Annotated in this window: 23 protein-coding genes and 4 pseudogenes; 15 read left to right on the top strand and 12 right to left on the bottom strand. The window is 68.8% G+C overall.

Annotated features, from left to right (window positions below; genetic code table 11):
• Positions 1-155 precede the first annotated feature (155 nt).
• On the bottom strand, positions 156-1,283 hold the full coding sequence (locus SVTN_RS38885; RefSeq protein ID WP_041133270.1) for an NADH:flavin oxidoreductase: 1,128 nt from the start codon (positions 1,281-1,283) through the stop codon (positions 156-158).
• 118 nt (positions 1,284-1,401) lie between these two features.
• Here SVTN_RS38885 and SVTN_RS38890 point away from each other — a divergent pair, with 118 nt between their 5' ends.
• Complete coding sequence (locus SVTN_RS38890) at positions 1,402-1,836, top strand: MarR family winged helix-turn-helix transcriptional regulator (protein WP_041133271.1); 435 nt, start codon at positions 1,402-1,404, stop codon at positions 1,834-1,836.
• 81 nt (positions 1,837-1,917) lie between these two features.
• Here SVTN_RS38890 and SVTN_RS38895 read toward each other — a convergent pair whose 3' ends face one another.
• The 4 genes and pseudogenes from SVTN_RS38895 to SVTN_RS38910 form a co-directional block, all read right to left on the bottom strand.
• Positions 1,918-2,829, bottom strand: a complete 912-nt coding sequence (locus tag SVTN_RS38895; RefSeq protein WP_041133272.1) for an ADP-ribosylglycohydrolase family protein — start codon at positions 2,827-2,829, stop codon at positions 1,918-1,920.
• Between the two features lie 181 nt (positions 2,830-3,010).
• Positions 3,011-3,730 carry a leucine-rich repeat domain-containing protein gene (locus tag SVTN_RS38900; RefSeq protein WP_041133273.1) on the bottom strand — a complete coding sequence of 240 codons (720 nt, stop codon included), beginning with the start codon at positions 3,728-3,730 and terminating at the stop codon, positions 3,011-3,013.
• A 208-nt stretch (positions 3,731-3,938) separates the two neighbouring features.
• Positions 3,939-4,748: pseudogene (locus tag SVTN_RS38905) on the bottom strand (RNA repair domain-containing protein); the annotation flags it as partial.
• A 447-nt stretch (positions 4,749-5,195) separates the two neighbouring features.
• Complete coding sequence (locus SVTN_RS38910) at positions 5,196-5,570, bottom strand: hypothetical protein (RefSeq protein ID WP_041133275.1); 375 nt, start codon at positions 5,568-5,570, stop codon at positions 5,196-5,198.
• Between the two features lie 747 nt (positions 5,571-6,317).
• Between SVTN_RS38910 and SVTN_RS38915 the strand changes: the two genes are divergently transcribed.
• The gene (locus SVTN_RS38915; protein WP_041133276.1) at positions 6,318-6,719 is read left to right on the top strand and encodes a hypothetical protein; all 402 of its coding nucleotides are present in this window, start codon (positions 6,318-6,320) and stop codon (positions 6,717-6,719) included.
• Between the two features lie 219 nt (positions 6,720-6,938).
• Here the strand turns inward: SVTN_RS38915 and SVTN_RS38920 are convergent, their stop codons facing one another.
• Both SVTN_RS38920 and SVTN_RS38925 read right to left on the bottom strand, forming a co-directional pair.
• Positions 6,939-8,417 (bottom strand): glutamate-cysteine ligase family protein, encoded by a 1,479-nt coding sequence (locus SVTN_RS38920; protein ID WP_041133277.1) that lies wholly within the window; start codon positions 8,415-8,417, stop codon positions 6,939-6,941.
• A 100-nt stretch (positions 8,418-8,517) separates the two neighbouring features.
• Positions 8,518-8,913, bottom strand: a complete 396-nt coding sequence (locus SVTN_RS38925) for a hypothetical protein (RefSeq protein ID WP_041133278.1) — start codon at positions 8,911-8,913, stop codon at positions 8,518-8,520.
• Positions 8,914-9,683: 770 nt separating this feature from the next.
• On the opposite strand from SVTN_RS38925, the gene SVTN_RS45985 reads away from it, so the two are divergent.
• Positions 9,684-10,217, top strand: coding sequence for a transposase family protein (locus SVTN_RS45985; RefSeq protein ID WP_245727821.1), 534 nt, complete (start codon positions 9,684-9,686; stop codon positions 10,215-10,217).
• 386 nt (positions 10,218-10,603) lie between these two features.
• Here SVTN_RS45985 and SVTN_RS42830 read toward each other — a convergent pair.
• The 3 genes and pseudogenes from SVTN_RS42830 to SVTN_RS41315 all read right to left on the bottom strand — a co-directional run.
• A pseudogene (locus SVTN_RS42830) lies at positions 10,604-10,843 on the bottom strand (helix-turn-helix domain-containing protein); the annotation flags it as partial.
• Positions 10,840-12,018, bottom strand: a complete 1,179-nt coding sequence (locus tag SVTN_RS38940; RefSeq protein ID WP_041134743.1) for a Cmx/CmrA family chloramphenicol efflux MFS transporter — start codon at positions 12,016-12,018, stop codon at positions 10,840-10,842. The pseudogene SVTN_RS42830 and the gene SVTN_RS38940, both read right to left, overlap by 4 nt.
• Before the next feature lie 650 nt (positions 12,019-12,668).
• A complete protein-coding gene (locus SVTN_RS41315) occupies positions 12,669-13,184 on the bottom strand; it encodes a hypothetical protein (RefSeq protein ID WP_052499568.1) in 516 nt (171 codons plus the stop codon).
• A 65-nt stretch (positions 13,185-13,249) separates the two neighbouring features.
• Here SVTN_RS41315 and SVTN_RS38950 point away from each other — a divergent pair.
• Positions 13,250-14,431, top strand: a pseudogene (locus SVTN_RS38950) (IS701 family transposase).
• A gap of 227 nt (positions 14,432-14,658) precedes the next feature.
• Complete coding sequence (locus tag SVTN_RS38955) at positions 14,659-15,534, top strand: IS5 family transposase (RefSeq protein ID WP_041133280.1); 876 nt, start codon at positions 14,659-14,661, stop codon at positions 15,532-15,534.
• 10 nt (positions 15,535-15,544) lie between these two features.
• Here SVTN_RS38955 and SVTN_RS38960 read toward each other — a convergent pair whose 3' ends face one another.
• Complete coding sequence (locus tag SVTN_RS38960; protein WP_041133281.1) at positions 15,545-16,066, bottom strand: hypothetical protein; 522 nt, start codon at positions 16,064-16,066, stop codon at positions 15,545-15,547.
• A gap of 80 nt (positions 16,067-16,146) precedes the next feature.
• Here SVTN_RS38960 and SVTN_RS38965 point away from each other — a divergent pair, with 80 nt between their 5' ends.
• Together SVTN_RS38965 and SVTN_RS38970 are read left to right on the top strand one after the other, a co-directional pair.
• The gene (locus SVTN_RS38965) at positions 16,147-17,238 is read left to right on the top strand and encodes an IS630 family transposase (protein ID WP_041127257.1); all 1,092 of its coding nucleotides are present in this window, start codon (positions 16,147-16,149) and stop codon (positions 17,236-17,238) included.
• Between the two features lie 506 nt (positions 17,239-17,744).
• Complete coding sequence (locus SVTN_RS38970) at positions 17,745-18,275, top strand: hypothetical protein (protein ID WP_041133282.1); 531 nt, start codon at positions 17,745-17,747, stop codon at positions 18,273-18,275.
• Between the two features lie 122 nt (positions 18,276-18,397).
• On the opposite strand, the gene SVTN_RS38975 is transcribed toward SVTN_RS38970, so the two are convergent.
• A complete protein-coding gene (locus tag SVTN_RS38975; RefSeq protein ID WP_245727822.1) occupies positions 18,398-18,877 on the bottom strand; it encodes a hypothetical protein in 480 nt (159 codons plus the stop codon).
• Between the two features lie 264 nt (positions 18,878-19,141).
• On the opposite strand from SVTN_RS38975, the gene SVTN_RS38980 reads away from it, so the two are divergent.
• The 8 genes and pseudogenes from SVTN_RS38980 to SVTN_RS43485 all read left to right on the top strand — a co-directional run bounded on the left by SVTN_RS38980 (position 19,142) and on the right by SVTN_RS43485 (position 25,764).
• Entirely contained in the window at positions 19,142-19,531 is a 390-nt protein-coding gene (locus SVTN_RS38980) for a hypothetical protein (protein WP_245727824.1), read from the top strand.
• Between the two features lie 427 nt (positions 19,532-19,958).
• A complete protein-coding gene (locus tag SVTN_RS38985) occupies positions 19,959-20,357 on the top strand; it encodes a DUF6545 domain-containing protein (protein ID WP_342669715.1) in 399 nt (132 codons plus the stop codon).
• A gap of 167 nt (positions 20,358-20,524) precedes the next feature.
• Entirely contained in the window at positions 20,525-21,838 is a 1,314-nt protein-coding gene (locus tag SVTN_RS38990) for an FAD-dependent oxidoreductase (RefSeq protein WP_041133285.1), read from the top strand.
• A gap of 11 nt (positions 21,839-21,849) precedes the next feature.
• Positions 21,850-22,158 (top strand): annotated as a pseudogene (locus SVTN_RS46735) (squalene/phytoene synthase family protein); the annotation flags it as partial.
• A 119-nt stretch (positions 22,159-22,277) separates the two neighbouring features.
• A complete protein-coding gene (locus tag SVTN_RS41320) occupies positions 22,278-22,598 on the top strand; it encodes a squalene/phytoene synthase family protein (protein ID WP_245727826.1) in 321 nt (106 codons plus the stop codon).
• A 437-nt stretch (positions 22,599-23,035) separates the two neighbouring features.
• Positions 23,036-24,166: a site-2 protease family protein gene (locus tag SVTN_RS39000; RefSeq protein ID WP_041134746.1), complete on the top strand. Its 1,131-nt coding sequence runs from the start codon at positions 23,036-23,038 to the stop codon at positions 24,164-24,166.
• A gap of 127 nt (positions 24,167-24,293) precedes the next feature.
• The gene (locus SVTN_RS39005) at positions 24,294-25,034 is read left to right on the top strand and encodes a PP2C family protein-serine/threonine phosphatase (RefSeq protein ID WP_041134747.1); all 741 of its coding nucleotides are present in this window, start codon (positions 24,294-24,296) and stop codon (positions 25,032-25,034) included.
• 199 nt (positions 25,035-25,233) lie between these two features.
• The gene (locus SVTN_RS43485) at positions 25,234-25,764 is read left to right on the top strand and encodes a hypothetical protein (RefSeq protein WP_041133286.1); all 531 of its coding nucleotides are present in this window, start codon (positions 25,234-25,236) and stop codon (positions 25,762-25,764) included.
• Positions 25,765-25,771: the final 7 nt, after the last annotated feature.

Here is a 25,771-nt window from a genome sequence, read left to right on the forward strand (position 1 = left end):
TCAGGTGGCGCAGCGGACCCTGCGGGCACTCCCGTCCCGACGGCGACGCACTGCCGACCCGGACAGCGTCAAGGCGCGATGAGCAACACGCCACCCGGCCGGAACGCGAAACGGTTCGCCGAGGGAGGCGGCGAACCGTTTCGCGAGTCCGAGGGCTAGCTCAGCGTCTTCACCGCAGTCGCGTCGTACGGCTTCAGCTCGTCGGTCCGCCCCGCCAGGACCTTCGCCGCCCATTCCGGGTCCTGGAGCAGCGCGCGGCCGACGGCGACCATGTCGAACTCGTCGCGCTCCAGGCGGTCGAGGAGGTCGTCGATGCCCTGAACCGGGGCGCCCTCGCCCGCGAAGGCGTGGATGAAGTCGCCGTCGAGGCCGACCGAGCCGACGGTGATGGTGGGCCTGCCGGTGAGCTTCTTGGTCCAGCCCGCCAGGTTCAGGTCCGAGCCCTCGAACTCGGGTATCCAGTGGCGGCGGGTGGAGGCGTGGAACACGTCGACGCCGGCCGCGGCGAGCGGGGCCAGGATCGCCTCCAGCTCCTCCGGGGTCTCGGCGAGCCGCGCGTCGTAGGCGTCCTGCTTCCACTGCGAGAAGCGGAAGATCACCGGGAAGTCGGGCGAGACGGTCTCGCGGACCGCGGCCACGATCTCGGCCGCGAACTTCGTACGGGCCACAGAGGTGCCGCCGTAGGCGTCGGTACGGCGGTTCGTCCCCGCCCACAGGAACTGGTCGATGAGGTAACCGTGGGCGCCGTGCAGTTCGACGCCGTCGAAGCCGATGCGCTCGGCGGCCGCGGCGGCCTCGGCGAAGGCGCCGATGACGTCGTCCAGGTCGCTCTGGGTCATGGCCTTGCCCGTGCCCTCGGTGCCGTCGGGGCGGATGCCGGAGGGGCCCATCGCCGGGGCCTCGGGGTAGGGTGCCTGGCCCTGCTCGCGCACCATGCCGATGTGCCACAGCTGCGGCACGATCGTGCCGCCCGCCGCGTGCACGGCCTCGGCGACCTTCGCCCATCCCGCGAGCTGCTCCTCGCCGTGGAAGCGCGGCACACGGTCGCTCTGCCCGGCCGACTCGTGGCCGACGTAGGTCCCCTCGGTGACGATCAGGCCCACGCCGGCGGCGGCGCGGCGGGCGTAGTACGACCGCACGTCCTCGCCGGGGACTCCGCCGGGGGAGAACATGCGCGTCATGGGAGCCATCGCGATGCGGTTCGGGACGGTCAGGCCGTTCAGCGTGACGGGCCGGGACAGGATCTCGGCCGCGCGGGAGGTGGGGGACGCGTTGACGGTCACAGGGACGCTCCTCATGGCTACTACTTGACAACCTTGATGCTTGAGAACTTCATGCAATGAGGAGACGGTAGAGCCATATAGTTGAGATGGTCAAGCATTTCCGGATAGAGTGGCCTCCATGACAGAAGGCCCCCGCGTCGACACGGCCCAGCTCATGGAACTGCTCTCCGTGTCGCTCGGCGTCTACTACGGCGATTTCACCGTCGCGGCGGCGAGTGAGAACCTCACGGCGAGCCAGGGCAAGGCCCTCACCGTGCTGCGCCGGGGACCCGCCGCGATGCGCGCCCTGGCCGAGACCATGGCCTGCGACGCTTCCAACATGACCGGGATCATCGACCGGCTGGAGCAGCGGGGCCTGGTGCGACGCGAGGCCGACGCCTCCGACCGGCGCGTCAAGAACGTCATCCTCACGGCCGAGGGCGAGCGCGTCACCGACGCGATCCGCGCGAAGATGCGCACCACGCAGGAGGGCCTGGACGGACTCGACGACCAGGACAGGGACCGCCTGTACACCCTGCTGGAACGGGTCTTCGTCTCTCGGCCCGCCGTCTGACTCCGCCCCCTGCGGGGATGTCGCAGCTGCCGCCTTGAGCCGTACCTCCTGTTCGGACGGGCGCACGGGCCTTGTGGGTTCCTACTGCGACGCAACCGGCGGCAGCGGTTCGCGGGCCGCGTGCCAGGCGGGCGGGAGGGCGGTGACGCCCGTACGAGCGGCGATGACCCCGCCCGCGACGGCGCAGGTGGTGTCGATGTCGCCGCGTCCGGCGACGGTGGTCCAGAGGCCTTCGTGCAGGTCGTCGAGGTGGCCCGCCGCACACCACAGGGCGTACGGGACGGTGTCGGGACCGGACATCCGGTAGCCGGAGCCCAGGACCTCGGCGGCGTGCCGGACCGAGGTGTGCGCCGGCATCCGGGCCGCGATCCGCAGCCCGGACCGGACGTCGCTGTCGGGGAGCCGCGCGGCGACGGCCCGGAGGAGGTCTGGGCGGGCCGGCGCGGGCCCGCCGCGGCTGCGGGTCGCCAGGGCCGCGGCGAGGGCCACCGCCACCGCTCCGGCGACCGCCTCCGGGTGGTGGTGCGAGACCACGCTCTGCGCGGCGGCCTGCTCGGCCACGGCGTCGAGGTCGTCGGCGAGCCAGGCGCCGAGCGGGGCCACGCGCATGGCCGCGCCGTTGCCCCAGGAGCCCTGGCCGCCGAACTGTCCGGCGACCACGCCCCGCCAGGGCTCGCCCGCGCCGATCCGGCGGAGCACGTCGTGCATGGAGGCTCCGTAGCCGCGGTGCGTGTCGTCGGCGTAGGCCTCGGCGAGGCGCAGGGCGAACCGCTCCTGGTCGACGGTGCCGCCGCTCTCGGCGAGTTCCCGGATGAGCACGACTGCCTGGGCGGTGTCGTCGGTCCACAGCCACAGCGGTTCCGGAGGCAGGATCCGTGCCTCCAGGGCTGCGGTGCCTTCGCGGCGCAGGATGCCGAACCAGCGGTCGCCGAAGGCGTCACCGAAGGCGAGCCCGGACAGTGAGTCCAGCGCGGCGGTGGGCAGGTCGATCATCGGAGCAGTATCACAAGGCAACGACGTCTCCGGCACCCCGATTTCGGCGCGGCATGGGCGTGCTGGCCTTGCTCATCCCCAGCAACAGCGTTTGTCGACGAGTTTCAGCGGCGTTTGGTGATCGACTCCCTCGTGTTTGTTCAGGAGAAACAGCGGCACTGTGGCGCGAGGGGCGTCGCCGTCAGATCAGGACGACGCACCCCAGCCGCTCCAGCTTGCTGAGGAGCGGTAGGGAGGGATCGACCTCGTTCCAACGCAGATCCAGTTTCTCCAGCGATGGCATCAGGGTGAGCCAGTCGGGCAGCCGGCCGAGGTTGTTGCTCCGCAGGTCGATCTGACGCAGCCGCGGGAGGTGGGCGAGTGTCTCCGGCACCTCGGTCAGGGAGTTCTCGCGTAGGTCCAGGTGACGCAGTTCGTGCAGCTTGGCCGTCGACGACGGCAAGTACTCGATCGCGTTTCCTCGGAGCCACAGCTCACGCAGGCTGCGGAGCCGGCCGATGGCATCGGGCAGGGTGGTGAGCCGGTTGTGCTGCGCTCTGAACTCGATGAGGCCGCTCATTCCACCGATGGTCTCCGGCAGGGTGGTGAGGAGGTTCTCGCCGACGTTGAGGTAACGCAAACGGGTCAGGTTTCCCAGAGAATCGGGGAGTCGAGACAGCTGGTTGTCGTGCAGGTAGAGGCAGTCGCCGAGCTCGGTCAGCTTGCCGAGTTCTTCGGGCACCGACGTCAGCGCGTTGTGGCCGAGGTCCAGGGTTTTCAGCCGGTGGAGCTGCCCGATGTCCGGCGGGAGGGCCGTGAGTCCGTTGTCCGCGAGGATCAACACATCGAGCTCAGTCTGTCGCCAGACCGATTCGGGCACCTCTCCGAGCTCTTGACGCCACAAGTTCAGTGTGTGCCTCACGGCCGTCTCCCCTTCGCCAGCGGTCTGGGCTCCGATTCTCGTCCGGGACCTTCCTCGGCGGCGACGGGGCAGCGGACAGGCAGGACCAGATCAACTGGCCTCAGCGTGTTCGGCCCGGGCCCGGGGGAGAGGGACTTCGGACGAAGGATCATCGCTCTGGAGGGGGCGATGGTGGAGGTTTGCCAGGAAGGGCGAGGCTCTCCGGAGGCCGTACGTCGCCGCTGCCGAGCCGGATGCGGGCCCGGACCCGCATCGGTTCGTCGCCGTGCCGGGAGAGCAGGACCAGCTCGTCGACCCGGGCGGTCATGGGGCCGAGGAGGGCCTCGGCCTTGCGGGTAAGGGGGTGCGGGTCGGGGGTACGGCCGAGGGACAGGTGCGGGGTGAAGCCGTGCGAGCGTGATCCGCACAGCGGAAAGCGGAGCTCCAGGGACTCCCGCAGCCGCGCCCAGGGCTCGTGGCCGGCGGCGGCCGGATCGAGCCAGACGGTGGCGTCCTGGCGGTGTCCGAACCAGTGGACACCCGCCAGGCGGGCGGTGAACGGAGGCGTCTCGGCGAGCGCCGCGGCGACCAGCGGCAGGGCCCGGGGGAACTCGGCCTCGGGGACGAAACCGAAGAGCACGTTGACGTGCGGCGGCCAGCGGCGGATCTGCCGGTCGTGTTCGCGGCGAATGTGCTGGATCGGCGGCCACAGCTTTGCCGGCGGCAGCCAGGCGACGGCGGTGCGGTTCGTCGGCGGGACGGCGAGGACATCGCCGGGTGCCGGGTCCGGCACGGGACCGGCCTGTCCGGCGAGGGTCTCGTCCAGCCGGTCGATGCCCGAGGCGCGGTCCCAGACGACCTGGCCGTCCGCCTCGAAGAACACCACCCGGTGCCAGGGGATCTCCCCGCCCGGCACGAAGTCGCCGAGCAGGACCCGTTTCGGCGGGGCCCCGCGCTCGGCGATCCCCATCACGAACCGCTCGGGGTCGAAGCGCGGGTCCCAGAGCACCCGGTGGTAGATCTCGTCGCTGGTGTGCACGTCAGCACCTGCTCTCGACTATCAGGGTGATGCGCGCCCGGTCGGCCCTGCAAGCCGTGCTGAGCCCGTCCACATTGCTGCGGTCTCGGCGGGAGAGCGAAACACGGCGGCGGTTTTCACCCCGGGCTCCCACCTCGGGCACCAGGGGACGAGTAACCCGCGAGTAGGACTGTTGGCGCCCGCCGCTCGCGGGGGATGGTCCGTGCTCCGGTCGTTCTGGTCGCGCCTGCGGGGCTGGCGGCTGAACGTCCAGGCCCAGGGCGCGGTCCCCGGCCTTCCCGGCGGTGACGTTCCTCCCCTGAGAACCCCGGGACCGGAGCACCGCTCGCAGGCGGGTGCAGGGCGACTGGACCGAGTTCTGACCAGCCCCTGTCCGGTGGGGGCGTGATGTACGGACACCAGGCTGCCACCGGGGCCCGCTGCGGCGCCCTGTATTCCGGAGTCTGATCAGTCGTCGCCCGACCGTTGGAAGATGTCGGGGAACTCGCTGTTCTCGATGAGTCCGGCGATCACGTCGGTCATGCCGTCGATGCCGGGGTCCCGGACGATCAGGCCGTCAGGGACCCAGAAGTACCGGCCTCCCAGAGCCTCGTCGGTCCCTGCCCAGAGCGTCATCAGGCGTTCGACTTCCGCGACGGTGAAGACGGTTGCGGTCCAGTGGGATCCGTCGTTCAGGGTCACGGAGACATCGATGTTGCAGACCGTGTTCAGGTCCTCGCCGTCGCTGGGCAGAAACGACGCTTCGAAGGCTTCCGTACGGACCCGGTACCAAGGCCCGTCCCATCCTTGCTTCACCGGTTTGCCGGGCGTGGTCCGTCTCATCGTGGGAGTCTCTCCGGCCCCGCGTGCCGGTCTCAACCGAAATCCGCGATACCCGACCCGCGGGCGCGACGGAGGGCGGGTGGCTCGGTGACCGGAGCCTTGTTCCGACAGCCTCGGGGCCGTCGTAGCCGAACGGCTGTCACTGCGACAGGACCGTCGTCCGGGCGGTGGCGGCCGGTCGGAACGCATCGGCGTTGCGCGCACATCAGTGCACGAACGTCCGTGGCCTGCGCCCGAGGAGAGGCCGACCGAGTTGACGGACATGCCCGGCAACCCGGAGGAGGCCCGCGGTACATCCCCTCAGGAACGACGGGTGTCGTGCCGGCTCCCGGGGCGGTGCACCTGACGTACGAGACCACGATCGAGGGCCGGCGGGCGCGCCGGAGCTAGCTGTCGCGCAGAGTGAGCGAGGAGGCGGATTGATGGCTGTACGACCACCAGGCCACACCCGCCCTGTCCCATGGCGGCGACTGACGATGCGGGGCATCAGCGACGACGGAGTCCGGATCGCTTCCCCGGCGGCCGGCCTGCTCCACGTCATCCACGCCCCCTGCCGACCCGCGCCCGGCTGCCTGGGCGTCGTCTCACGTCGACTGTCGGCTGTTCCCGGCTTCGCGGGGACGGGGCTCGATGTCGGCGTTGTCGGTCGGGCCGACTGGACCCATGAGTGTTGCAGCACGACGCGCTGTGTGTGGCGTACGGCCGTGGGGAGTGGAACCGTCGAGCTGGTGGGGACGTCGAAACACCATGGTTGGGAGAGTTGGGCACATCATTTTCGCCCTCGGGCTGGTTGTCGGGGTCCTCACGGGCTGTGCCAAGGCCGACGAGGGCGCAGAGGCCGTCCGGGAGACACCGTCTCTCCGGGAGACACCGTTCGTCCGGACGACACCGTCCCTCCGGACGATCCCCTTCGACCTCTATACGCATTGCGGAATAGACGAGGCCCGTATCGGCGCGACGTACTTCGAAGCGGAGACCCCGCTGTCGGACGGCTCGGGAAATCCGCCCGACGGGTGGGACAACCCGAGCCAGCACGGCACGATGACCTTGAAGTCCAAAACGGAGGCCGTCTTCACCGACGACGCCGGGCACGTGGTGAAGTTCCATGCCCGGCCGGGTGCGAGTGCCTTCAAGCGTATCTGCGCGTAGTGGGCCGGCACTGGTCGTCCCACTGGTCGTCCGGGAAGGGGCCGGATCTTGGTCGGCGCTCTGTGGCGGTCCGCTCCAGGGCCCCGCCCGGACGCCTGCACGGCCTCCCAGGACCTGGCCGTCGGTGCGGCCCCTTCCGGAGAAACGTGGACGGCGCCCTGCCGTGCCTGAGTGGCGCCGCGTGCAGAGCCCTGGCTCAGCCGCGTCCGGAGCCCCGGCTCATTCGACCGGCCATGTGTGAGCCGGAGCGTTCATGTGCATGTAGTCGAGGTACTGCTGCGTCATCCGCCGCAGCGCCTGATGCCGGTCCACGTGGTCGATGTCCTGGATGTGGTGGAACATCTCCGACTGCCATACCGCGCCGTTGCGGCCGCTGACGCACCGCTGCTCGATGATCCCCAGCAGCGGCTCCCGCCAGGCGCTGTCCATGCCCCACCGCTCCAGCCCGCGGTCTGCGAGCGGCAGCAGGCGGCGCAGCACCAGTTCGGTCACGGGAACCTCACCCATCCCGGGCCAGTACAGCTGCGCATCGATTCCATGCCGGGCTGCGGCATACAGATTGTCCTCAGCAGCCGAGAACGACATCCGCGACCAGACCGGCCGGTCCTCGTCGACCAGGGCGCGGACCAGGCCGTAGTAGAAGGCGCCGTTCGACAGCACGTCGGCCACCGTGGGCCCCGCGGGCAGCACGCGGTTCTCCACCCGCAGGTGCGGTACGCCGTCGACGACGGCGTAAACGGGGCGGTTCCACCGATAGACCGTCCCGTTGTGCAGCGTCAGCTCGGCAAGTTCAGGGGTCCCTCCCTCGTCGAGCGTCTTCTGAGGATCCTCGTCGTCGCAGAGCGGCAGCAACGCCGGGAAGTACTGCGCATTCTCTTCGAAGAGATCGAAGACGCTGGTGATCCACCTCTCGCCGAACCACACCCGGGGCCGGACTCCCTGCACCTTGATCTCCTCCGGCCGGGTGTCGGTGGCCTGCTCGAACAGTGGAATACGCGTCTCGCGCCACAGCTCCTTGGAGAAGAGGAACGGAGAGTTCGCGGCCAGCGCCACCTGTACCCCGGCGACGGCCTGCGCGGCGTTCCAGTGGTCCGCGAACTCGTCCGGCGACACCTGCAGGTGGAACTGAGTGCTGGTACACGCCGCCTCCGGCGTGATCGTGTCCGCGTAGGTGCGCAGCCTCTCCACCCCGTCCACCGCGATCAACAGGTCCTCGCCCCGTGCGGCGAAGATCTGCTCGTTCAGCAGGTGGTACCGCGGATTCTCGGAAAGCGACGCCGGACCCACGTCCTTCAGCTCCAGCGTCGGCAGAATTCCGATCATGACCAGGTGCGTCCCGATCGCCGCGGCTTTCTCCTCGGCGTGGTTGAGCGCGTCCCGGATCTCCTGTTCCCAGGATCCGGGGCCGCCCGCGGTGAGCTGCCGCGGATCGATGTTGATCTCCAGGTTGAACCGCCCCAGCTCGGTCGACCAGGACGGGTCGGCCAGCGCCTCCAGGACGTCCGAGCCGCGCATGGCGGGCTCCGCGGCTTCGTCCACGAGGTTCAGTTCGATCTCCAACCCGACCTGCGGCCGCTCGAAGTCGAACCGTGACTCCCTCAGCATCTGAGCGAACACGTCGAGGCACGTGTGCATCTTGTTCCGGAACCGGCGACGGTCGTCACGGGTGAACTCCAGCGCCGGAACGTCGCGTCCCATTAGGCCCTCCCGAGACTCGTCGGCACGGACCCTTCTCTTCAGCGTCCCACTTCAGGGCCGACCCGACCATCGAGCCGGCCCCCAGCACCCGGCAGGTGTTTCACCGGTGGTGGCAGTCCCAGTGGCCCTTCACCCAGACCTGCTCCCAGTGCCCCGGAACGTAGACCCACTTGTAGGACTGGTTGTGCTCCCAGTAGCCGTGGTGCCACTTCCCGTGGTTGTCATGCCGGTCCGGGTGCCAGGTGTCGTGCTTGACCCGCTTCTTCTCCCAGTGGCCCTTGACCCACGTCTTCTCCCAGTGCCCCTTCTTCCACTCGCACCGGTCGTGATGGTCGTGCCGGTCGCCGTCGTCATGGGTCACGACAGTCGTGGCGACGGACGCCGGGGCAGGAGCAGCCGCCGCCGAGCCGGCCATCCCGAGCGCGGCGCCGCCTGCCAGCAGGCCGGACGCGGCGGCACCCGCCACCAACCGGCGGACTCGCATGGTCCTGGTCATGGAACACACCTCCTTCGAGCGAGCCGGAAGAGGAATGCGCGGCGACAGCCGGCGTGTAAGGGGACAGTCCGACTCGCGAGGCGATCGCGGGCAACCGTGAGACTCGCTGTGCACTTCGTAGGGGGTTCGAAGCAGCGGTGCTGTGGATGAACGGTTCCCGGATTCTTGGAATGATGGCCCTGTATGACGCCTCTGTCCCAGTGTGGCATGTTCGCCATCCCCTGTCGGCGCGGAGGCCGTGCACCCAGCGTTCTGCAGGAATGCGCTGTCGCAGCGAGGGCGTGACCGAGTCGCGCCGGGCGGTGAAGCGGCGCCATGACAACGGAGGCCGGGACACGGGTGACCTGATCGGCCACGACCGCAACCGCGCCGACCCGAGTGACGTTCTCGAGGGCGCCAGCGGGAGTCCCTGAGCCAGGTCTTCGGGACGGAGCCGAGTCCCCGCCCGAGCCTGCCGACAGGTTCGTCATCGCGGTGGCTGCGCCGAGCCTGCTGGTGGAACGATCCGTGGACTGTCTCCTACTGCGCATGACCGATGACGCGCAGTTGCTCGACGAGGACTCGGCGCACGTACTGGCTTTGTAGGTGAGTTCCAGGTTCTGGCGCAGAGCTTGGGGAGCGTCGCAGAGCGTTACTTCCCTGTTCGATCGCGAGGAGTCTGACTCGTGTGAGACGGCATGCGCCTTGTCGTCTGACATCAGGAAATAACGCTCCCTCAGGTGTCTGCCTGTCGCTGCTGCGGACCGTTACGAGCGGTGATGGTGCCGGTCATGCACACTGATGCACCGTTCTGGGACTCGCTGGTGTTCGAGGGGATCGACGAGGTGGCTGTCGAAGCGGTGACGGCCGCGTTCGGCACGGTCGAGGCGGTGGCGAGAGGCCGCGCGGCCGCAGCGGCGTGTCCGGACTGCGGCCGCTTCTCGGACCGGGTGGACGACCGGTACCAGCGCAGGCTGAAGGACCTTCCGCTCGCTGAGCAGGACTTTGTGATCCGGCTGACGGTCCGGCGCTTCATCCGCGGGGCGGCAGACTGCCCGCGCCGGACGCTCGCCGAGCCGTTCTCCCGGCCGGCCGCCCCGTACACACGGTTCACCGGGCGTCTCAACCATGCCCTGGAGCGAGTGGGGCTCGCGCTGCCCGGGCGGGCCGGCGCCCGGCTGACTGCCCAGCTGGGCTTCGGCGCGGGACGGATGACCGTACTCCGGAGGGTCATGGCACTGCCCGATCCACGGTTCAGCCTCCACGGCTGCTGGGCGCGGACGACTTCGAGCTCCGCCGAGGCCAGACCTACTCCACCGTCCTGACCAGCGCCGAAGATCATTGCGTGGTCGACGTACTCCCCACACGTGAAGCCGGGCCGCTGGCCGCGTGGCTGGAGCGCCATCCTGGCGTGGAGATCATCTGCCGGGACCGGGCGGCGCCTACGCCGAGGGCGCCCGGCGCGGCGCCCGTCGGCCGGTGGGCTGAGCGCAAGAAGGCCGCACACGCCCTGGTCCACAAGATGCTCGCCCAGGGCCACTCACGCCGGGCGGATTGCCCGGCACCTGGACTGGGGACTCGACACCGCGCTCCGGTACGCGAACGCCGTACGCCGACAAGACACCATCCGCGAGAACCGCCCCCGACCCAGCAGGCTGGATCCCTACAAGCCCTACCTCGAACGGCGATTCGCCGGGGTATGCACCAGCGTCCGCAACCGCTCGATCCGTTCGATGACATCGGGTGGGGTCTGGGTCGGCGAGGATCGCGGGACGCTTGGGCGGTCCTGCAGCCCGAGTTCGCCGTGCGTGTCGTACCGGTTCCTCCACGCGGACAGGCAGGCGCGGGAGACACCGGCCTCGGCAGCGACGCGGGCGATCGGACGGGTGCGGCAGCGCTCCACGAGCCTTCGGCGTCCCTCGATGTTCAAGGGGGCATTCGCATGCCTCACTGGAGCACCTCCGTGCTCCGGCGGGCCGTGATGGCGGTGAGGAAGGGGAACGCGATGAGCAGCGCCACCGCGACGAGGAGTCCACTCGCCCAGAGCGGCCCGAGGTTCCTGGCTTCGGTGCTGAGGGTGGCCGCAGCGATGAGGGGGCCGACTGCGGCGCCCATGTTGAGCGCCGCGGTCGCATACGAGCCGGCCATCATAGGTGCTCCTGCAGCTTCGTAGAGGACCCGCGTAATCAGCGTGCTGCCCAGCGCGAACGACAGTGCGCCCTGCACGAACACGAGGATGAACAAGGCGACCGGCTCGTCGGCCAGCATCGCCAAGGCCGGCCAGCCGATGAGCAGCAACGGACCGCCAACTGCAATGACCGGACCGGGACGCCTGTCGGACAGCCGGCCGGCGACGGTGACCCCCACGAAGGAACCCGCACCGAAGAGCATCAGAGCGACAGAGATCCACAACTCGCCCAGCCCGGCGCTGTCGGTCACCACCGGGGCGAGGAAGGTAAGGCTTCCGAACGTGGCCGCGTTCACCAGCGCACCGAGCAGCATCACCAGGATCAACTGCGGCCTGGCGAGCTGGGCGAGTTCCGCTCGCAAGGCAGGCCTGCCAGTTGCCTCGTCCTCATCACGTCCGGCTGGGATTCCCTTCAGGATGCCGAAAGCCGCCAGCAGGCAGAGAGCGGCGACAGCCCAGAACGTGGCCCGCCAGCCGAGCACCGTGCCGAGCACCGAACCACCAGGGACACCGGCGATCGTGGCCACCGTCGTGCCTGACAGGAGCACGGCCAGCGCACGTCCCTTCCTGTCGGGCGGGACCAGCGTGGCCGCAGCCGTCAAAGCGACGGCAAGGAACCCGGCGTTCGCCAGTGCGGCGACGATTCGAGTAGCGAACAGGATGGGGAAGCTCGTGGTGACGGCGCCCACGACGTGGGCTGCCGCGAAAACGAGCACGAACCCGAGAAGGCTGGCGCGCCTGGGCCAGTCACGGGCGAGCGCGGCCACAGAAGGGGCGCCGACGATCATGCCGATCGCGAAGGCCGAGGTGAGGACACCTGCTGTCCCGACTGTGACGTCAAGGTCTGAGGCGATGTCCGGCAAGAGGCCGGCGAGCATGAACTCCGAGGTGCCCATGGCGAAGACCGCCATGGCAAGCAGATACAGCGGCAGAGGCATCGAGTGGCTCCGAGGTGAGGAGAAGCACGAGAAGGTCATCTCGTCACCGCGGCCAGCCCCAAGCACCACCCGTCCCACCGCAAAAAGCGGTGCGACGACAGGGCTACGAGCTCAGTGGTTCAGGGGGCTGACGGCGTGACCGAAAGCCCCCACCTTGTCTGACTCAGGACTCGACATGACCCGCACGCTACCCGACCAGCCCCCGTCGCAGCATCTTGGTTTCCGGGCATTGGCCTGTGTCACCAACGTCATGTCCCGCAACAGGTAGTCGCCCAGGGGCGCGCGTGGACGTTGTGAAACGTAAGTTCTCCACTCCGCGCCCCACAGCTGGTCTCCGCCATGAAAGGACTCAGTGGCGAAGCGGGCAGACCCGATGTTCACCGGGCGAGCTCTATCACCCATAGTGGCTGAGCCGGGAGTGCCCGCAGTGCTCTCGCGGGCAAGGGGCGTCGGGATGGTGGGGTGTCGGCACATACGCCCGACATCCGCACTTCAAGCACGAGGTTTCGTCGTCATCGTTGGGGCCGCCATTGATGCCCACTGCCTTCAACCTCGCACGGGCCTCCTGTGGGGCCATCCGGAGTTGCTCCTCGGCCTCATCGAGGGCGGCAGTGTTCCGCTCGTACACATCCTTTTGGGCGTCTGTCAGATCATTCCCGCTTGCCATTGCTCTGCGACCCACGCAGGGCCTGTTCCCAGAGGTTCAGCCCCGCGCGGAGGAGTTCGCGCACGGCCGCGGTCTCCTCGTCCGTCCAGGCTCCCTCGTCAGCGGTCGGTTCGAGAGCTTCGCCGCCGAAGATCTTTTCGTAAGCGCTGTCGTGGATCGGCCCTTGGAAGGGGAGGGAGGGGCCGGCCTTCAGGCTGTGGGAGAGGTCTTCGAGGAAGTTCCACGCGTCCAGCAGCAGTCCTGCCGTGACCGAGCCACGGTCGGGGTGCTCGACCCACTGCCGTACGACGTCCAGATCGAGAGTGGCTTCGCCCTCCCAGACGAGCTCCCAGCCGTTGCGATCACAGTATTCCTGCAGCGTCTTGCGGTCTTGGAACGCCAGGAGTCGTCCGAGGTCGTCAACGACGAGCGCATCGGTGGCATCGCCCTCCCCGGGCTGCCAGATCAGCGTCAGGTCCCCTCTCCTGGTCGCGATTCGGTACGGATAGTAGTCAGCCATGCGGGTCTCCCTGGTGCCGCGGCGGCATTCGCCGCGTGGGTCATCCTGCCTGCAATGATCGTCGTGTGGTGACATCGGATCAGGTGGAGCTGTGGGGCGCGGAGCTGGCCGGTCTGGGGCCGCGGATCGGCTGGGTGTTTCGAGAGGTCAGAGCCGCGAGCGACAGCAGTCACCTACGTCAGGGGGCTGCTGGCGGACGTGCCGCGCAAGAACGGGTGGCAGTTGGCTGAGCAGGCCGGTGCCGCGATGCCCTGGTCGACACAGCGGCTGTTGGAGGCCGCCCGCTGGGATGCGGACCGGGTCCGCGATGTGGTGCTGTCCTACGTGGTCGAGCGTCTGGGCGAGGCCGACGCGGTGCTGGTCCTGGACGAGACGGGGTTCTTGAAGAAGGGCAACCGGTCAGCGGGCGTTCAGCGGCAGTACACGGGCACGGCGGGGCGGATTGAGAACTGCCAGGTGGGGGTGTTCTTGGGCTACGCGTCCTCGCGCGGGCGGGTGCTGATCGACCGGGAGTTGTACCTACCGGACGAGTCATGGGTGCGCGACGCAGGTCGGCGCAAGGATGCGGCGGTGCCCGACGAGGTGGGCTTCGCCTCCAAACCGGAGCTGGGGCGTCGCATGCTGGCCCGTGCCCTGGCGGCCGGGGCTCCGTTCGCGTGGGTGGCCGCGGATGCGGCCTACGGGCAGCATCCGGTCTGCGGGAATGGTGCGAGGCGCAGTCGCTGCGGTATGCGATGGCGGTCCCGCCGCACTTGAAGGTTATGGCGGACGGCCGCTCTGTCCAGGTTCGCACCTTGCTGCCCCGCATCCCCGGCGAGGCGTGGGAGCGGCGTAGTTGTGGTCAGGGCTCCAAGGGCATGCGGCGTTACGACTGGGCGACCGTTGAGGTGGGGATGCGACACTCGGCCAGACCGGGCGCAGTACTGGCCGCACCGGCCGCAGGCTTCGAACACCTGCTGTTGGTCCGGCGTTCCATCGCTGATCCGGCCGAGATCGCGTTCTTCCTCGTCCACGCGCCAGTGAGGACCGTGCTGGCGGAGGTGGCGGCCGCGGTGGGTGCGCGGTGGTCGGTCGAAGAGTGCTTCGAGACCGCGAAGAACGAGTGTGGCCTGGACCAGCACGAGGTCCGCAAGTGGCCGGCCTGGTACCGACACATCACGCTGGCGATGCTCGCCGCCGCCCTCCTGGCGGTGATCCGCGCCGACCACCCGACTCCGGGGGCAGTCACTCGGGACGAATCAGTCTGATTCGCCTGTCCTGCAATGAGATCCGAAAGCTCCTCGCGCGCACACTCCTACGGCCGCTCAACGACCTCGCCCACATCCTGACCTGGTCTCGCTTCCGCCGCCATCACCAGGCCCAGGCCAAGATCAGCCACTGGCGACGACGCGACTACCCTCACCACCTACCAGTGCCGCTGTAGTACTAGGCCGTGTATCGAAAGTGGATCTTGGAGCGTGAATGATCACGGTTCATGGGTCGGGGAGATCTCACGGACGAACAGTGGGCAGCGCTGGAGGCGTTGCTGCCGAAGGGGAGGAAGGCGGGGCGGCCGCCCGTCTGGCCTCGGCGGCGACTGATCGACGGCATACGGTTCCGGGTCCGCACCGGTGTTCCGTGGCGGGACATCCCCGTCGAGTACGGGCCATGGAGCCGGGTCTACGACCTGTTCCGCCGATGGCAGCGGGACGGCACCTGGCAACGGATCCTCACCCGGCTCCAGTCCCTGGCCGACGCGAAGGGGGTGATCGTGTGGGACCTGAGCATCGACTCCACGGTCTGCCGCGCCCACCAGCACGCGGCCGGAGCCCGGATACAGGGCGACCTGCAGAAGGAACCACCGGGCGGCATCTTCACCGAGCCCCGTGATCACGGGCTGGGGCGGTCGCGCGGCGGGTTCACCACCAAGCTGCACCTGGCCGTCGAGCAGGGCCAGAAGCCCATGTCGATCGTGATCACGGCAGGACAGCGCGGGGACTCGCCGCAGTTCGAACCCGTGCTGGAGAAGGTCCGCGTGCCCCGCATCGGGCCGGGCCGGCCACGCGTCCGCCCCGACCGCGTGCGGGCCGACAAGGCATACGCCTCCCGCAAGAACCGCGTCTACCTGCGCCGCCGCGGGATCCGCTGCACCATCCCGGACAAGGCCGACCAGGCGCGCAACCGTCGAAGGCTCGGCTCCCGCGGGGGCCGACCGCCGTATTTCGACCCGGCCGACTACCGCGAGCGCCATGCGGTGGAGTGCGGGATCAACCGCCTCAAGAGGAACCGCGCTGTCGCCACGCGGTACGACAAGCTCGCCGTCCGCTACGAAGCAACCGTCCTCGTCGCGGCCATCAACGAATGGCTTTGAGCCTCGGCCGTCACACAGTGGGATCCACGTTCCACGTCTCCGGCAGATCGCTGCCGCAGAAGACGCAGACGAAGTCGTCCTCGCGCACGATGTTGTGCTCCTGGCAGCCAGGACATCGCCGGAACACCACTTCGTGAGTGAAGCCGGAGGGCCGCTCAAGTTCTACGGCATCCAGAGCATGGGCGACTTCCGACCAGGAGCCGATGTCGGGGCAGTAGCCGGTGGACTGGTTGCTGATCTCGCTCACGGTCCACCGGTCCGCCTCGCGCACAAAACCGATCTCGCCGGCACTCAGAACCATGTCTCCGCCGGCACAGGCCACGTGCTCGCTCCGGCGCGGCGCCAGCCGGAGCACACCGTCCGTGCCGACCACGAAGGTGAATGGCTCGGCCAGCTCCGCCGCCGATCGCCCAGCGATCCAGTTGTCGAATTCTGCTGCCGAGCTGATCCGGGACCCGTCACTGCCAGGCCGGACCGCAGCCTTCAGCTCCACCGGTCCGACATATCGGTAACTCCGCCCCCGCGCGCTCACATCAGCCAACCTAGAGCACTTCCGACACACGCCCTAGTCTTCTGAGTCAGGAATTCTGTTCAGATGTATAGGCTTGCCCTGTGGCGCGTACTGGGCGGCCGAAGGCCGAGTTGATCCTGTCCAGCGAGGAACGGACTGCGCTCGAGGGGTGGGTGCGGCGCCGTTCCACGCCGCAGGCGTGGGCTCTTCGCTGCCGCATCATCCTGGCCTGCGCGGAGGGCGCTTCGAACAAGGATGTCGCGGCCCGGCTCGGCTCGACGCCGCATGCGGTGGGCCGGTGGCGGGCGAGGTTCGTCGAGCACCGGATCGCCGGCCTGGGCGACATGCCCCGCCCGGGCGGCCCTCGGACGGTGACCGACGAGCAGGTGGCCGCACTGGTCACCAGGACGCTAGAGGCGGCACCGAAGAACGCGACCCATTGGTCGACGCGGTCGATGGCGAAGGAACTGGGCCTGTCGCAGTCGACCGTGTCGCGGGTCTGGCGGGCGTTCGGCCTGCAGCCGCACCGCTCGGAGTCGTTCAAGCTGTCGACGGATCCGTACTTCGTCGACAAGGTCCACGATGTCGTCGGCCTCTATCTGGACCCGCCCGAGCGGGCCCTGGTCTTCTGCGTGGACGAGAAGTCGCAGATCCAGGCCCTGGACCGTTCTCAGCCGGTGCTGCCGATGATGCCCGGAGTGCCGCAACGCGTCACGCACGACTATGTCCGGGCCGGCACGACCACCCTGTTCGCCGCTCTGGAGGTCGCCACCGGCAAGGTCATCGGCTCCCTGCACCGGCGCCACCGGGCCGAGGAGTTCAAGAAGTTCCTCATCAAGCTCGACAAGGAAGTTCCGGACGGCCTCGCCGTCCACCTGGTGCTGGACAACTACGCCACTCACAAGACACCGGCGATCAAGACCTGGCTACTGGCCCACCCTCGGTTCCACCTGCACTTCACGCCGACCGGGTCGTCCTGGCTCAACCTGGTGGAGCGATGGTTTGCCGAGCTGACGAACAAGCGGATACGGCGAGGCGTCCACAAGACCGTCCAAGCCCTGGAGCAGGACATCCGGACCTGGATCGCCGCTTGGAACACCGACCCCAGGCCCTACGTCTGGACCAAGACCGCGAACGAGATCCTCGAACGCCTCGCCTCATATCTGAACAGAATTCCTGACTCAGAAGACTAGATCGAGAGGTGCCTTCAGCTCTTCACTCTGAAGGGCTCCGGAATCAGCGACGGCAGAGAGATCCGCGCGATGCGCGAAGGGATACAGGAGCGCCGGCGTCCCTGTCCTGCGCCGGACCCGTACCGGCTACTTGGCGGGCAAGGCCATCTGGTGCACCATCACGACCTTCCGAGGTGCCCTGAACCGGATGAACTACGAGATCGGCACGTGGTCCGCTCGGCAGGAGGACGAACCACGGTGATTGTCGAGCGAACAACGGCAGGCGACCTGGACGTACTGCTCGCGTTTCGTCAGGAGGCCGCGCCGTGGCGATAGCCCTCTGATCTGTCTCCGACCGACTCACTACGCCACGCGTGGCCGGATCACAGAAGTTGTGCCAGAGCCCGCTCTCATGAACAAAGCCACCAGCCACCGAAACCAGGCCTGACCAGCGCCACATAACGCCGGCCGACCTGGTGGAGGTAGGTTGATCACTCGTTTGCTGGAGGCTGGGGGGAGGAACTGCTGTGACGGAGATCGAGGTCCCGGGACCTGAGCCTGACTGGCAGCCGGCTGTACAACCGCCCTACTACACCGGCAAGAACCCCGCCCACCAGTACAGCGTCTGGGAGCACTCCGCCCCGCTGTTCCAGATGATCGGAGCGCTGGCGTTGCCGGTGCAGCCCGTGGCCCAGCGGCTGCGCCTGCATGTGGAGCGGTCGTGGGACGGGCTGGACGATCTCGACGTCGTTCTGTTCCGGCTGAAAGGTTTCAGCTTCGCGATCAGCAAGCACGACGGCAATCCGGCCGGCGTCTCGTACGTCTGGCTCACCCAGCCGCACGAGCAAGCCAACAAGGCCCTGGACACCCTCCTGGAGGCAGTCGGGATCGAGGAGGACGCCGTCGCATTCCGCGGAGACGCTCACGAGGACCGAACAGAGCGGACCGCCCCGGCACAGGATGCCGATTCTCCCGATGAAGTCTCTGGTGGCAGCTTGCCGACCTCTCGGTGGGCACGGTTCCGGCATGCCATCGGCATGACATCAGCCACCCGGTAAGCACCCTCGACGCTTGACCACAGGCATGGGGAACCAGTCACAACGAGTGAACACCATGAGTTTCTGATCAACAAGAAGCGGTTCTGGCTCAGCTTTCGTTTGCTCCGTGAGGCGCCGTGGGTTCAGTGCTGGAGAGCGCAGTCATCCGCTGCCAGGTGCAGGTGACGAAGGGTTTCCAGTTCGGTGGTGGGGAAGGCGTGCAGCTGCCACTTCCGGAGGTAGCCGTCCTCGCCGTGGGTTCGCAGCACCTTCTCGGCAGCCATCAGGACCGCATGTGCCAGGGAGGTGCGAGGACGTGTGGACGTCCACACGAGGGTGCCCTTCCCGTCCGGTGCGTCGAAGCTCGTCGACATGTCCGGGAAGTGGCGGATCGTGATGTGCACGTCGCTGTTTCGGCGACGAAGAATCCACCGCGCTTCTGCCGGTTCGAGGTCGAATGAGAACCGCTGGATGCCATGGGGGCCGTAGAGGCCCGTCACGCCTTTCAACAAGTCGGCGAACGCGTTTGTGCAGTAGCTGACGATTTCCCGGTGCTTCGTCGAGCCGTCCCAGATCCTGCACGTCGCCCAGCCGGAGCCGCTCAGTTCCCAGCTGAAGTGCAAGGATCTCGTCACTGAATCCCCCTGATCTTTTGCGGACAACGTTGCAACGCTACAGCGGTGCTGAAGGCGTGGGACGGCCGGGTACGCCACTCATCCGTCCGTACTCAGTCGGCTGGCTGCGTAGGTCAGAAGCAGGAACGGTTGTCGGTAGTCTCTGGAACGACCGCAGGCCGGCATCCAGGAAATATCGGGGAGAAGCAGGAACAGGCAGGCGCGTTCGTCGCGCGGTCTCGCTGCCGGTTTTCCGGACCGCCCGGTTCGCCCATGAGCGATGATCCCTTCATGGACAGGGTTGTTGATCTTGATGAGGTGGCCGCGGTTCTGGCCGGCCGGGCGGTGGGCTGGAGGTCGGCCGGCCTGGAAGTGGGCCAAGTGACCTGGAGGGACGCCGAAGCGTCATGGCCCCAGCCACTGGAGACCGACAGGGCCGGGGTGCATGACCCTGACTCGGTCGGCGTGGTCATCTCCGGTCCGGGACAGGCCGAGCTGTCGGTTGTGCTGTTCCGGGGTGGCTGGGCCGACGTGGACTTCATCGCCGGCCTCGACGACGTGGGTTCCCTCCCGGCCTTGGGTATCGCCTCAGCGTCGGACTTCGAGGCCCGAATGAATCGGTGGGTCGCTCGTGTCTTCGGGGTCTGCGTAGCTGTTCAGTGAATGCTGGTCCGTCTCGGTTCAGTTGGCAGGCTGATGTTCAGCCCGGACCCGGGACGTGGCGAGGCGGTGGGCTTCGGCAGCACCCGGATTCCTCGTCGTGCGGAGCGCACAACCATGTTCCCCAAGCAAGCACCCAGGTGTTCCCAGAACTCGGCGACATCACTCTCCCGTAGATCCGGCGTTCTCGCTGCTGAGCAACAGACGTTCTTGGAACTCACCTACATAGCCACCCTCCGGGTACGTCACCGGAGATGCTGAACGGCCTTCGCTCCCTGCCTGCGCGGGGATGGTTCGCACCTGATGCGGGAGCGGCACGGCAGCCCCTTCTGCTCCCTGCACACGCGGGGATGGTCCCCGGGACGGCGAGCCCGTTGCGGCCCGGGGGCTCTGTTCCCCATGCGCGTGGGGATGGTCTCAAGCCCTTCAGCTGTTGTGGCGGCTCGCTGTGAAGGTCGTGGACGAAAGGCTCGCGCTGGACGCGAGTGGGCCCGGCTTGCGCTGTGCCAATGTCCGGTTCGCGCTGCACCGCCGGGTGGTCGAGATCCTCGACGGGATGCGCGTGCTGCGGGCCTGGTCGTCGGCCGATGCGGCCGAGGCCACCACGCGTCAGGTGGAGGCGAGCGCCTTGCCCCTGTCGGCGGCGGAGCGGCAGGCCATCGTGACGGCAGCAGTGCTACGCGATGCCGGCCTTCGTCTCCAGGCGGCACGGACCCGCGCGGCTCGCTCGCGGCAGGCGCGACCGGTCCCCCCGGTCGCCGCGCTTCCGGGGAGGACACGGCCGCATCCGACGAGCGGGGCCGGCTGCTGCTCATTGCCGCCCACCTGAACCATCCGCTGGTCGTCTCGGCGCTGGCACGAGCTGCGGGCCCACGGCTTCGACCCGCAGCAGACCCCTGGTGAGCGCGCGGTAGTGTCCTGATCGGCCGATGCCAAGCACAGCGTCGGCAACGAGCGTTCGAGGACTCAGCAGTTGAGCTGAGGTGGGGGGTTCATGTGAAGCGGGCCATCGTCATGGGCGGAAGCTACGCCGGACTCTTCGCCGCCCGGGTGCTGAGCGACCACTTCGAGGACGTCGTGGTGATGGAGCCCGACCTCATAGGGGACGACGGGCTCGGTCGCCGGACCCCGCAGCGGCACCAGCTCCACGCCCTGCTGGCCATGGGACACACGCAGCTGGAGCGGTGGTTCCCCGGGATCACCGACGAGCTGGTGAAGGGCGGAGCCCTCCTCGGCGAGGGCGACGACGTGCAGTTCTATCTGGACGGGCGGCTGAAGGCCCCGGTGGCACAGGCGCGCATGCTCGGTGCCACCCGGCCTTTCCTGGAGAGCCACCTGCGGCGCCGGGTCGCCGCCGTCGAGAACGTGCGGTTCTGCCAGGCGCAGGTCACCGGTCTCGTGCTCCGAGGCGACCGTGTGGCCGGCGTGACCACGGCGGCTCCCGAGACCGAGGGCGGTGAGAGGTTCGACGCCGAGTTCGTGGTCGACGCGATGGGGCGCAACAGCCCGCTGGAGGACTGGCTCGTCGACCACGGCTGGGACGCGGCGCCTGTCGACCGCATGAGGATCGACCTCGGATACGCCACCGCGATGTTCCACCGCGGCGACGAGCTGGGCGGCACGGTCATCGCCCACTCCAGCCCGGGGCCCGCCAGCGACTACCAGCCCACGCTCACGGAGCCCGGTGCCCTGGCCGCGGTGGAGGGCGACCGCTGGTCGGTCGTCCTGGCCGGCTACGCCGACCACCGTCCCGGGCCCGACCGCGAGGAGTTCCTCCGGCGGATGCGCCGCTGCGTCGACCCGATCCGGACGGTGGCGGACGCCTCGGAGATGATCGGCGAGGTCAAGACGTACCGCTTCGTCGAAAGCCGCCGACGGGTGCACTCCCGCCTGAACCGCTTCCCGGGCGGCCTCGTCGTGGTGGGAGACGCGCTGGCCAGCGTCAACCCGGTCTATGGCCAGGGCCTGACGCTTTCGGCCCTGGCGGCCAACGCCCTCGGCGCCTACCTGCGCTCCACCCCCTCTCCGCGGGATCCGGCCTGGGCCTACTTCCGCCTCGTCGAAGCCGTCGTGGAAGGTGCCTGGCAGCTCTCCACGGCAGCCGATCTCGCGCAGCCCCACGTCACTGGCCCGTACCCCCGCGGCTACCGCGTGCAGAAGTGGGTCGCCGACCGGCTCACCGAGGCGTCCGTCCGCGATTCCGCCGTGAACGCCCAGTACATGGGAGTCGTGAACATGCAACTGCCGCCGAAGGCCCTGACCAGCCCCCGCTTCCTGGCCCGGGCAGCCCGCGTGCTGCTCAGCAGCTGAGGCGGCCGAGCATGTGGGAACGTGTCCTCGACTGCGTCGGCATCCACGAACCGGAAGCCCGCCGGGGGTACACGGCACAGCTCCAGGCGGTACGGCGGTTCGCCCCGGCCGAGTACCTGGCGGCACGGCTGCTGCTGCCCGCACCGCTCCAGCCCGATGTCATCGCCCTGGTCGCCTTCATGCAGGAGACCGACGACCGCATCGACCGCGGACACCGCCTCGAACGCGAGGAAGCGTTGCAGCGATGGCGGGAACTCACGAACGAGGCTTTGACCAACGGCGCCGCGCAGCCGGTGCTCCACACCCTCTCGCGGACCGTTCGCCGGCATCCGGTGTGCATGGCCGCATCGATGCGTTCCTCGCCGGAGCCGCCCAGGAGGTGGCCTGGGAGCGGTTCGGCTCGGAGGCTTAGGTCGGGCACTACATCGAGGGGTACTCGTTGCCCGCTCTCATGCTGTCCATGTGCCTGCTGGCGCCTGACGGGACCACCGCGGCGGCTGGGTTCGAGCGTGCGTGCCTGGCGCTCATCACGGCCATGCAGCGGCTCGACTTCCTGGAGGACCTCGCGCAGGACGCCGAGGAGGGAAGGGTCGGCATCTCGAACGAGGTCCTTGCCCGGCATGGCCTGACGGCCAAGGACCTTCGTCCGGAGGCGGCCGGTACGGTGCCGGTCGCGGAACTCATCGCCGCCCAGGCGGGTACCGCTGCTGTCTCCCTGGCGGCGGCGCAGCCGATCGTCGGTCTTGCGGCCGCGCCGTAGCCAGCCCTTCCTGCGGGCCGTCCTCCAGGTACAGGAGGCGCGTGCGGCAGCGGTCCGCAAGGCCGGGGCCTCGCTCGTGGCCCGACCCTGCGGACCCTCGCCTCTCAGGTGCGGTGCCGCGCGGCTCCGGGAGATCGTGCTCCGCGGCTTCGTCGTACTCGAAGACCGGCGTCGGCCGCGCGGCTGACCGGCGGTCACTGCTGCCCGCATTCGCGGGGATGCTTCCCCCAGGACGGTGATGGCGGTCTGTGTTCGCGAGCGGCTGTTCCCCCTTCACCGAACGCGAGAGAGTGCGCGGCATCTCCCTGGATCCACCGGCTGACCGCGGGAGATTCCGAGAGTGACAATGGTGGTGAGTGCCGCGCCGGCCGGTCACGGAGTGCAGGGCGCGAGATCCTGCTCGGATGGACCGGGTGCTGAGCCGGCAGGAGACGACGATGAACGGCTCGGTCCGTGTCGGACGTGTTGTCGGGGTGCCGCTGCGGGTGCACTGGAGTGTGCCGCTGCTGGTGGTGCTGTTCGCGTACGGGCTGGGCAGCCAGACCCTCCCCGTATGGACTCCAGGGCGCTCGGGCGTCGCGTACGCCTTCGCCGGCGTCGTAGGAGCCGCACTGTTCATGGGCAGCCTGCTGCTCCACGAGACGGCACACGCCGCGACTGCCCGAAGGAAGAAGATCTCGGTCCAGGACGTGACGCTGTGGGCGCTGGGCGGCATGACGCGGATGGGGCGACCGCAGACCGCCGCGTCGGCTTTCGCGGTGGCGGTCAGCGGGCCGCTCTCCAGCCTGGCCGTGGGAGGCGTAGCGCTCGGAGCGGGAATCGGGCTTCATGCCCTGTCCGGCTGGGCGGTGCCCGCCGCCGTCCTGGTGTGGCTCGGCTGGACGAATCTGTTCCTGGGCGTTTTCAATCTGCTGCCCGCCGCGCCGCTCGATGGTGGAAGGGTGCTGCAGGCGCTGCTGTGGTGGCGCACCGGAGACCGGGAACGTGCGGAGCTGGCGGTCTCCCGGGCCGGGCAGGCCATGGGAATGCTGCTGGTGGTTGTCGGCTGGGCCTCCCTCCTGCGCGGGGCGCCGGGCGGGCTGTGGCTTGCCTTCGTCGGGCTCTTCATCATGGTCGTCGCCGGGGCGGAACGGCGGCGCGCCGCTCTCCACACCGCAGTGCGGGGGGTGCGGGTGGCCGATGCCATGTCCAGCCCGGTGGCCACCGGTGCCGATTGGCTGACCGCCCAGCGCTTCATCGACGAGGTGGCGGTGAAGTCGCACCATTCCGCTCTGCCGCTGCTCGACTTCGAAGGCCGTCCCAGCGGAATCGTGCAGGTACGCAGGCTTACAGCGGTGCCGGAAGGGCGCCGGGAGACGGTGCGCGTGCACGAGGTGGCGACCCCGCTGCCCCAGTGCGCGATCGCTGCTCCGGGCGAGCTTCTGAGTGAGGCCCTCGACCGGCTCAGCCTGCGCACCGGCATGTACATCCTCGTCGTGGACGCGGGGCATCTGGTGGGGATCGTCACCGGGAAAGACATCTCCCGGCTGATGCAGCGGCACACCCTGGGCGGCAAAGGGCCCAACTGAGCACGAGGAACAGTGGTGTTGTCGCTTCTTGTCCCTCATGTGGCGGGTGCGCGGCATCCGTATGCTCGCGGCGCCACAATGGGGGGTGTGGGACACGCCTGCCGTTGCGGAGAGGCGGGACACTTCGATGCGGTACATAAAGGTGACTGCCCTGAGTCATACCGGGCTGGTTCGTGATCATAACGAGGACAGCCTTGTGGCCGGTCCATGGACGCTGTGCGGCACCGTGACCGAGAACCCGCAGACGCTTGTGTTCCCTCTCGGCAAACCACTGGTCGTCGCGGTTGCCGACGGCATCGGCGGGCAGCCGGCCGGTGAGGTGGCCAGTGCTCTGATCGTCCGGCAACTGGCGTCGTTCGGTCCTTCACTGGACAGCGAGGAAGCCGTACGTGACGCGCTGAACATCTGCAATCACGTGGTGTACGCGGCCGCCGACCGTGATCCGGCGCTGCTCACCATGGGCACTACAGTTGCGGGTGCCGTCGTGCTGGCAGAGTCGCTGCTGGTATTCAACGTCGGCGACAGCAGGGTGTTCGATGCGACTCAGGACAGACTCCGTCAGGTGAGTGTGGACGACAGTCCGCCGCTGCCGCGAGGACAGCGCACCACGTCTCTCATCACGCAGGCGCTCGGTGGTGCTCCCCGGTTCAGCGCCATCACACCGCACGTCACGACGTCGCCGCTCTCTGCCGGCGATCGTTACCTGGTGTGCACCGATGGCCTGACCGACCCCGTGCCGGAGGACGCACTCGGTGACGTGCTGCGGGTCCATGACGACGGCAGGGCCGCTTTCGAGCTGTGGAAGGCCGCCATCGAAGCGGGAGGTCCCGACAACATCACGCTCGCGATGATCGGCATCGGTGCGTAGTGGCGGATGCCTCGCCGTCATCCCGACGGGTACACGGAGAGCACGGCAGGCCCTGGCGATGTCGGGGCAGTGACGACGGCTCAGGTTGCTGACCAGGGCCGAGCGGTTCGAACGTACACGCACGGTGCGAACCGCCGCACGGGGGGCCTTGCCCGCGTGTGCACCGTCGACTCGGCCTTGCATTCGTCATCCTGACGGGATGACAGATGACGCGGACGACCGACTGCAGACCTCCGCGCGCGGCTGGCTGACGCTCCAGCTCGCCGTGCTGGGCTTCGCCGGGCTGTGTGGGGCGATCAAGAGCGGCGGCACGGGCGGCTCGGCCGCGCCGCGCGCCGTGGAGGCGGTGGCCGGGGTGCTGGTGCTGCTCGCTCTCGGTGTCGCGTGCGTGGCGACGTACCTCGTGGCGCGGATCGCCTGGCCGGTGCACGCGCCGCCGCCGACGGACGCGGTACGGGCCGGGCGGCGGCTCCGCCTCGGCATCGGCCTCACGTTCCTGGCCGTGCTCCTGGTCGCTGTCGCGGCCAGCACGGCGTGGTGGCCGGAGGAGGGGTCATCGAAGGCGGGGGCCCTGGTCGAGGTCTCCACCGCTTCCGGCACCTGGTGCGGCACCCTGCGGCCGAGCGGCGGGGGCGCCCTGGGCCTGGAGGTCGCGGACACCGGGCAGGCTGTGGACATCCCACTGGGGGAGGTGGCAGCCCTCCTGCCGGTCGGCACCTGCGGCACGTGACGCCACG

Origin of the sequence: Streptomyces vietnamensis, assembly GCF_000830005.1 — a bacterium.
In the GTDB taxonomy this organism is placed as follows: domain Bacteria; phylum Actinomycetota; class Actinomycetes; order Streptomycetales; family Streptomycetaceae; genus Streptomyces; species Streptomyces vietnamensis.

What these genes read in the sequence shown, in the direction of transcription:
- SVTN_RS38890 (WP_041133271.1), top strand. Translation starts at nt 1,402, where the DNA reads ATGACAGAAGGCCCCCGCGTCGACACGGCCCAGCTCATGGAACTGCTC.
- SVTN_RS38895 (WP_041133272.1), bottom strand. Translation starts at nt 2,829, where the DNA reads ATGATCGACCTGCCCACCGCCGCGCTGGACTCACTGTCCGGGCTCGCC.
- SVTN_RS38910 (WP_041133275.1), bottom strand. Translation starts at nt 5,570, where the DNA reads ATGAGACGGACCACGCCCGGCAAACCGGTGAAGCAAGGATGGGACGGG.
- SVTN_RS38915 (WP_041133276.1), top strand. Translation starts at nt 6,318, where the DNA reads ATGGTTGGGAGAGTTGGGCACATCATTTTCGCCCTCGGGCTGGTTGTC.
- SVTN_RS38920 (WP_041133277.1), bottom strand. Translation starts at nt 8,417, where the DNA reads ATGGGACGCGACGTTCCGGCGCTGGAGTTCACCCGTGACGACCGTCGC.
- SVTN_RS38925 (WP_041133278.1), bottom strand. Translation starts at nt 8,913, where the DNA reads ATGACCAGGACCATGCGAGTCCGCCGGTTGGTGGCGGGTGCCGCCGCG.
- SVTN_RS45985 (WP_245727821.1), top strand. Translation starts at nt 9,684, where the DNA reads ATGCACACTGATGCACCGTTCTGGGACTCGCTGGTGTTCGAGGGGATC.
- SVTN_RS38940 (WP_041134743.1), bottom strand. Translation starts at nt 12,018, where the DNA reads ATGCCTCTGCCGCTGTATCTGCTTGCCATGGCGGTCTTCGCCATGGGC.
- SVTN_RS41315 (WP_052499568.1), bottom strand. Translation starts at nt 13,184, where the DNA reads ATGGCTGACTACTATCCGTACCGAATCGCGACCAGGAGAGGGGACCTG.
- SVTN_RS38955 (WP_041133280.1), top strand. Translation starts at nt 14,659, where the DNA reads ATGGGTCGGGGAGATCTCACGGACGAACAGTGGGCAGCGCTGGAGGCG.
- SVTN_RS38980 (WP_245727824.1), top strand. Translation starts at nt 19,142, where the DNA reads ATGAGCGATGATCCCTTCATGGACAGGGTTGTTGATCTTGATGAGGTG.
- SVTN_RS39000 (WP_041134746.1), top strand. Translation starts at nt 23,036, where the DNA reads ATGAACGGCTCGGTCCGTGTCGGACGTGTTGTCGGGGTGCCGCTGCGG.
- SVTN_RS39005 (WP_041134747.1), top strand. Translation starts at nt 24,294, where the DNA reads ATGCGGTACATAAAGGTGACTGCCCTGAGTCATACCGGGCTGGTTCGT.
- SVTN_RS43485 (WP_041133286.1), top strand. Translation starts at nt 25,234, where the DNA reads ATGACAGATGACGCGGACGACCGACTGCAGACCTCCGCGCGCGGCTGG.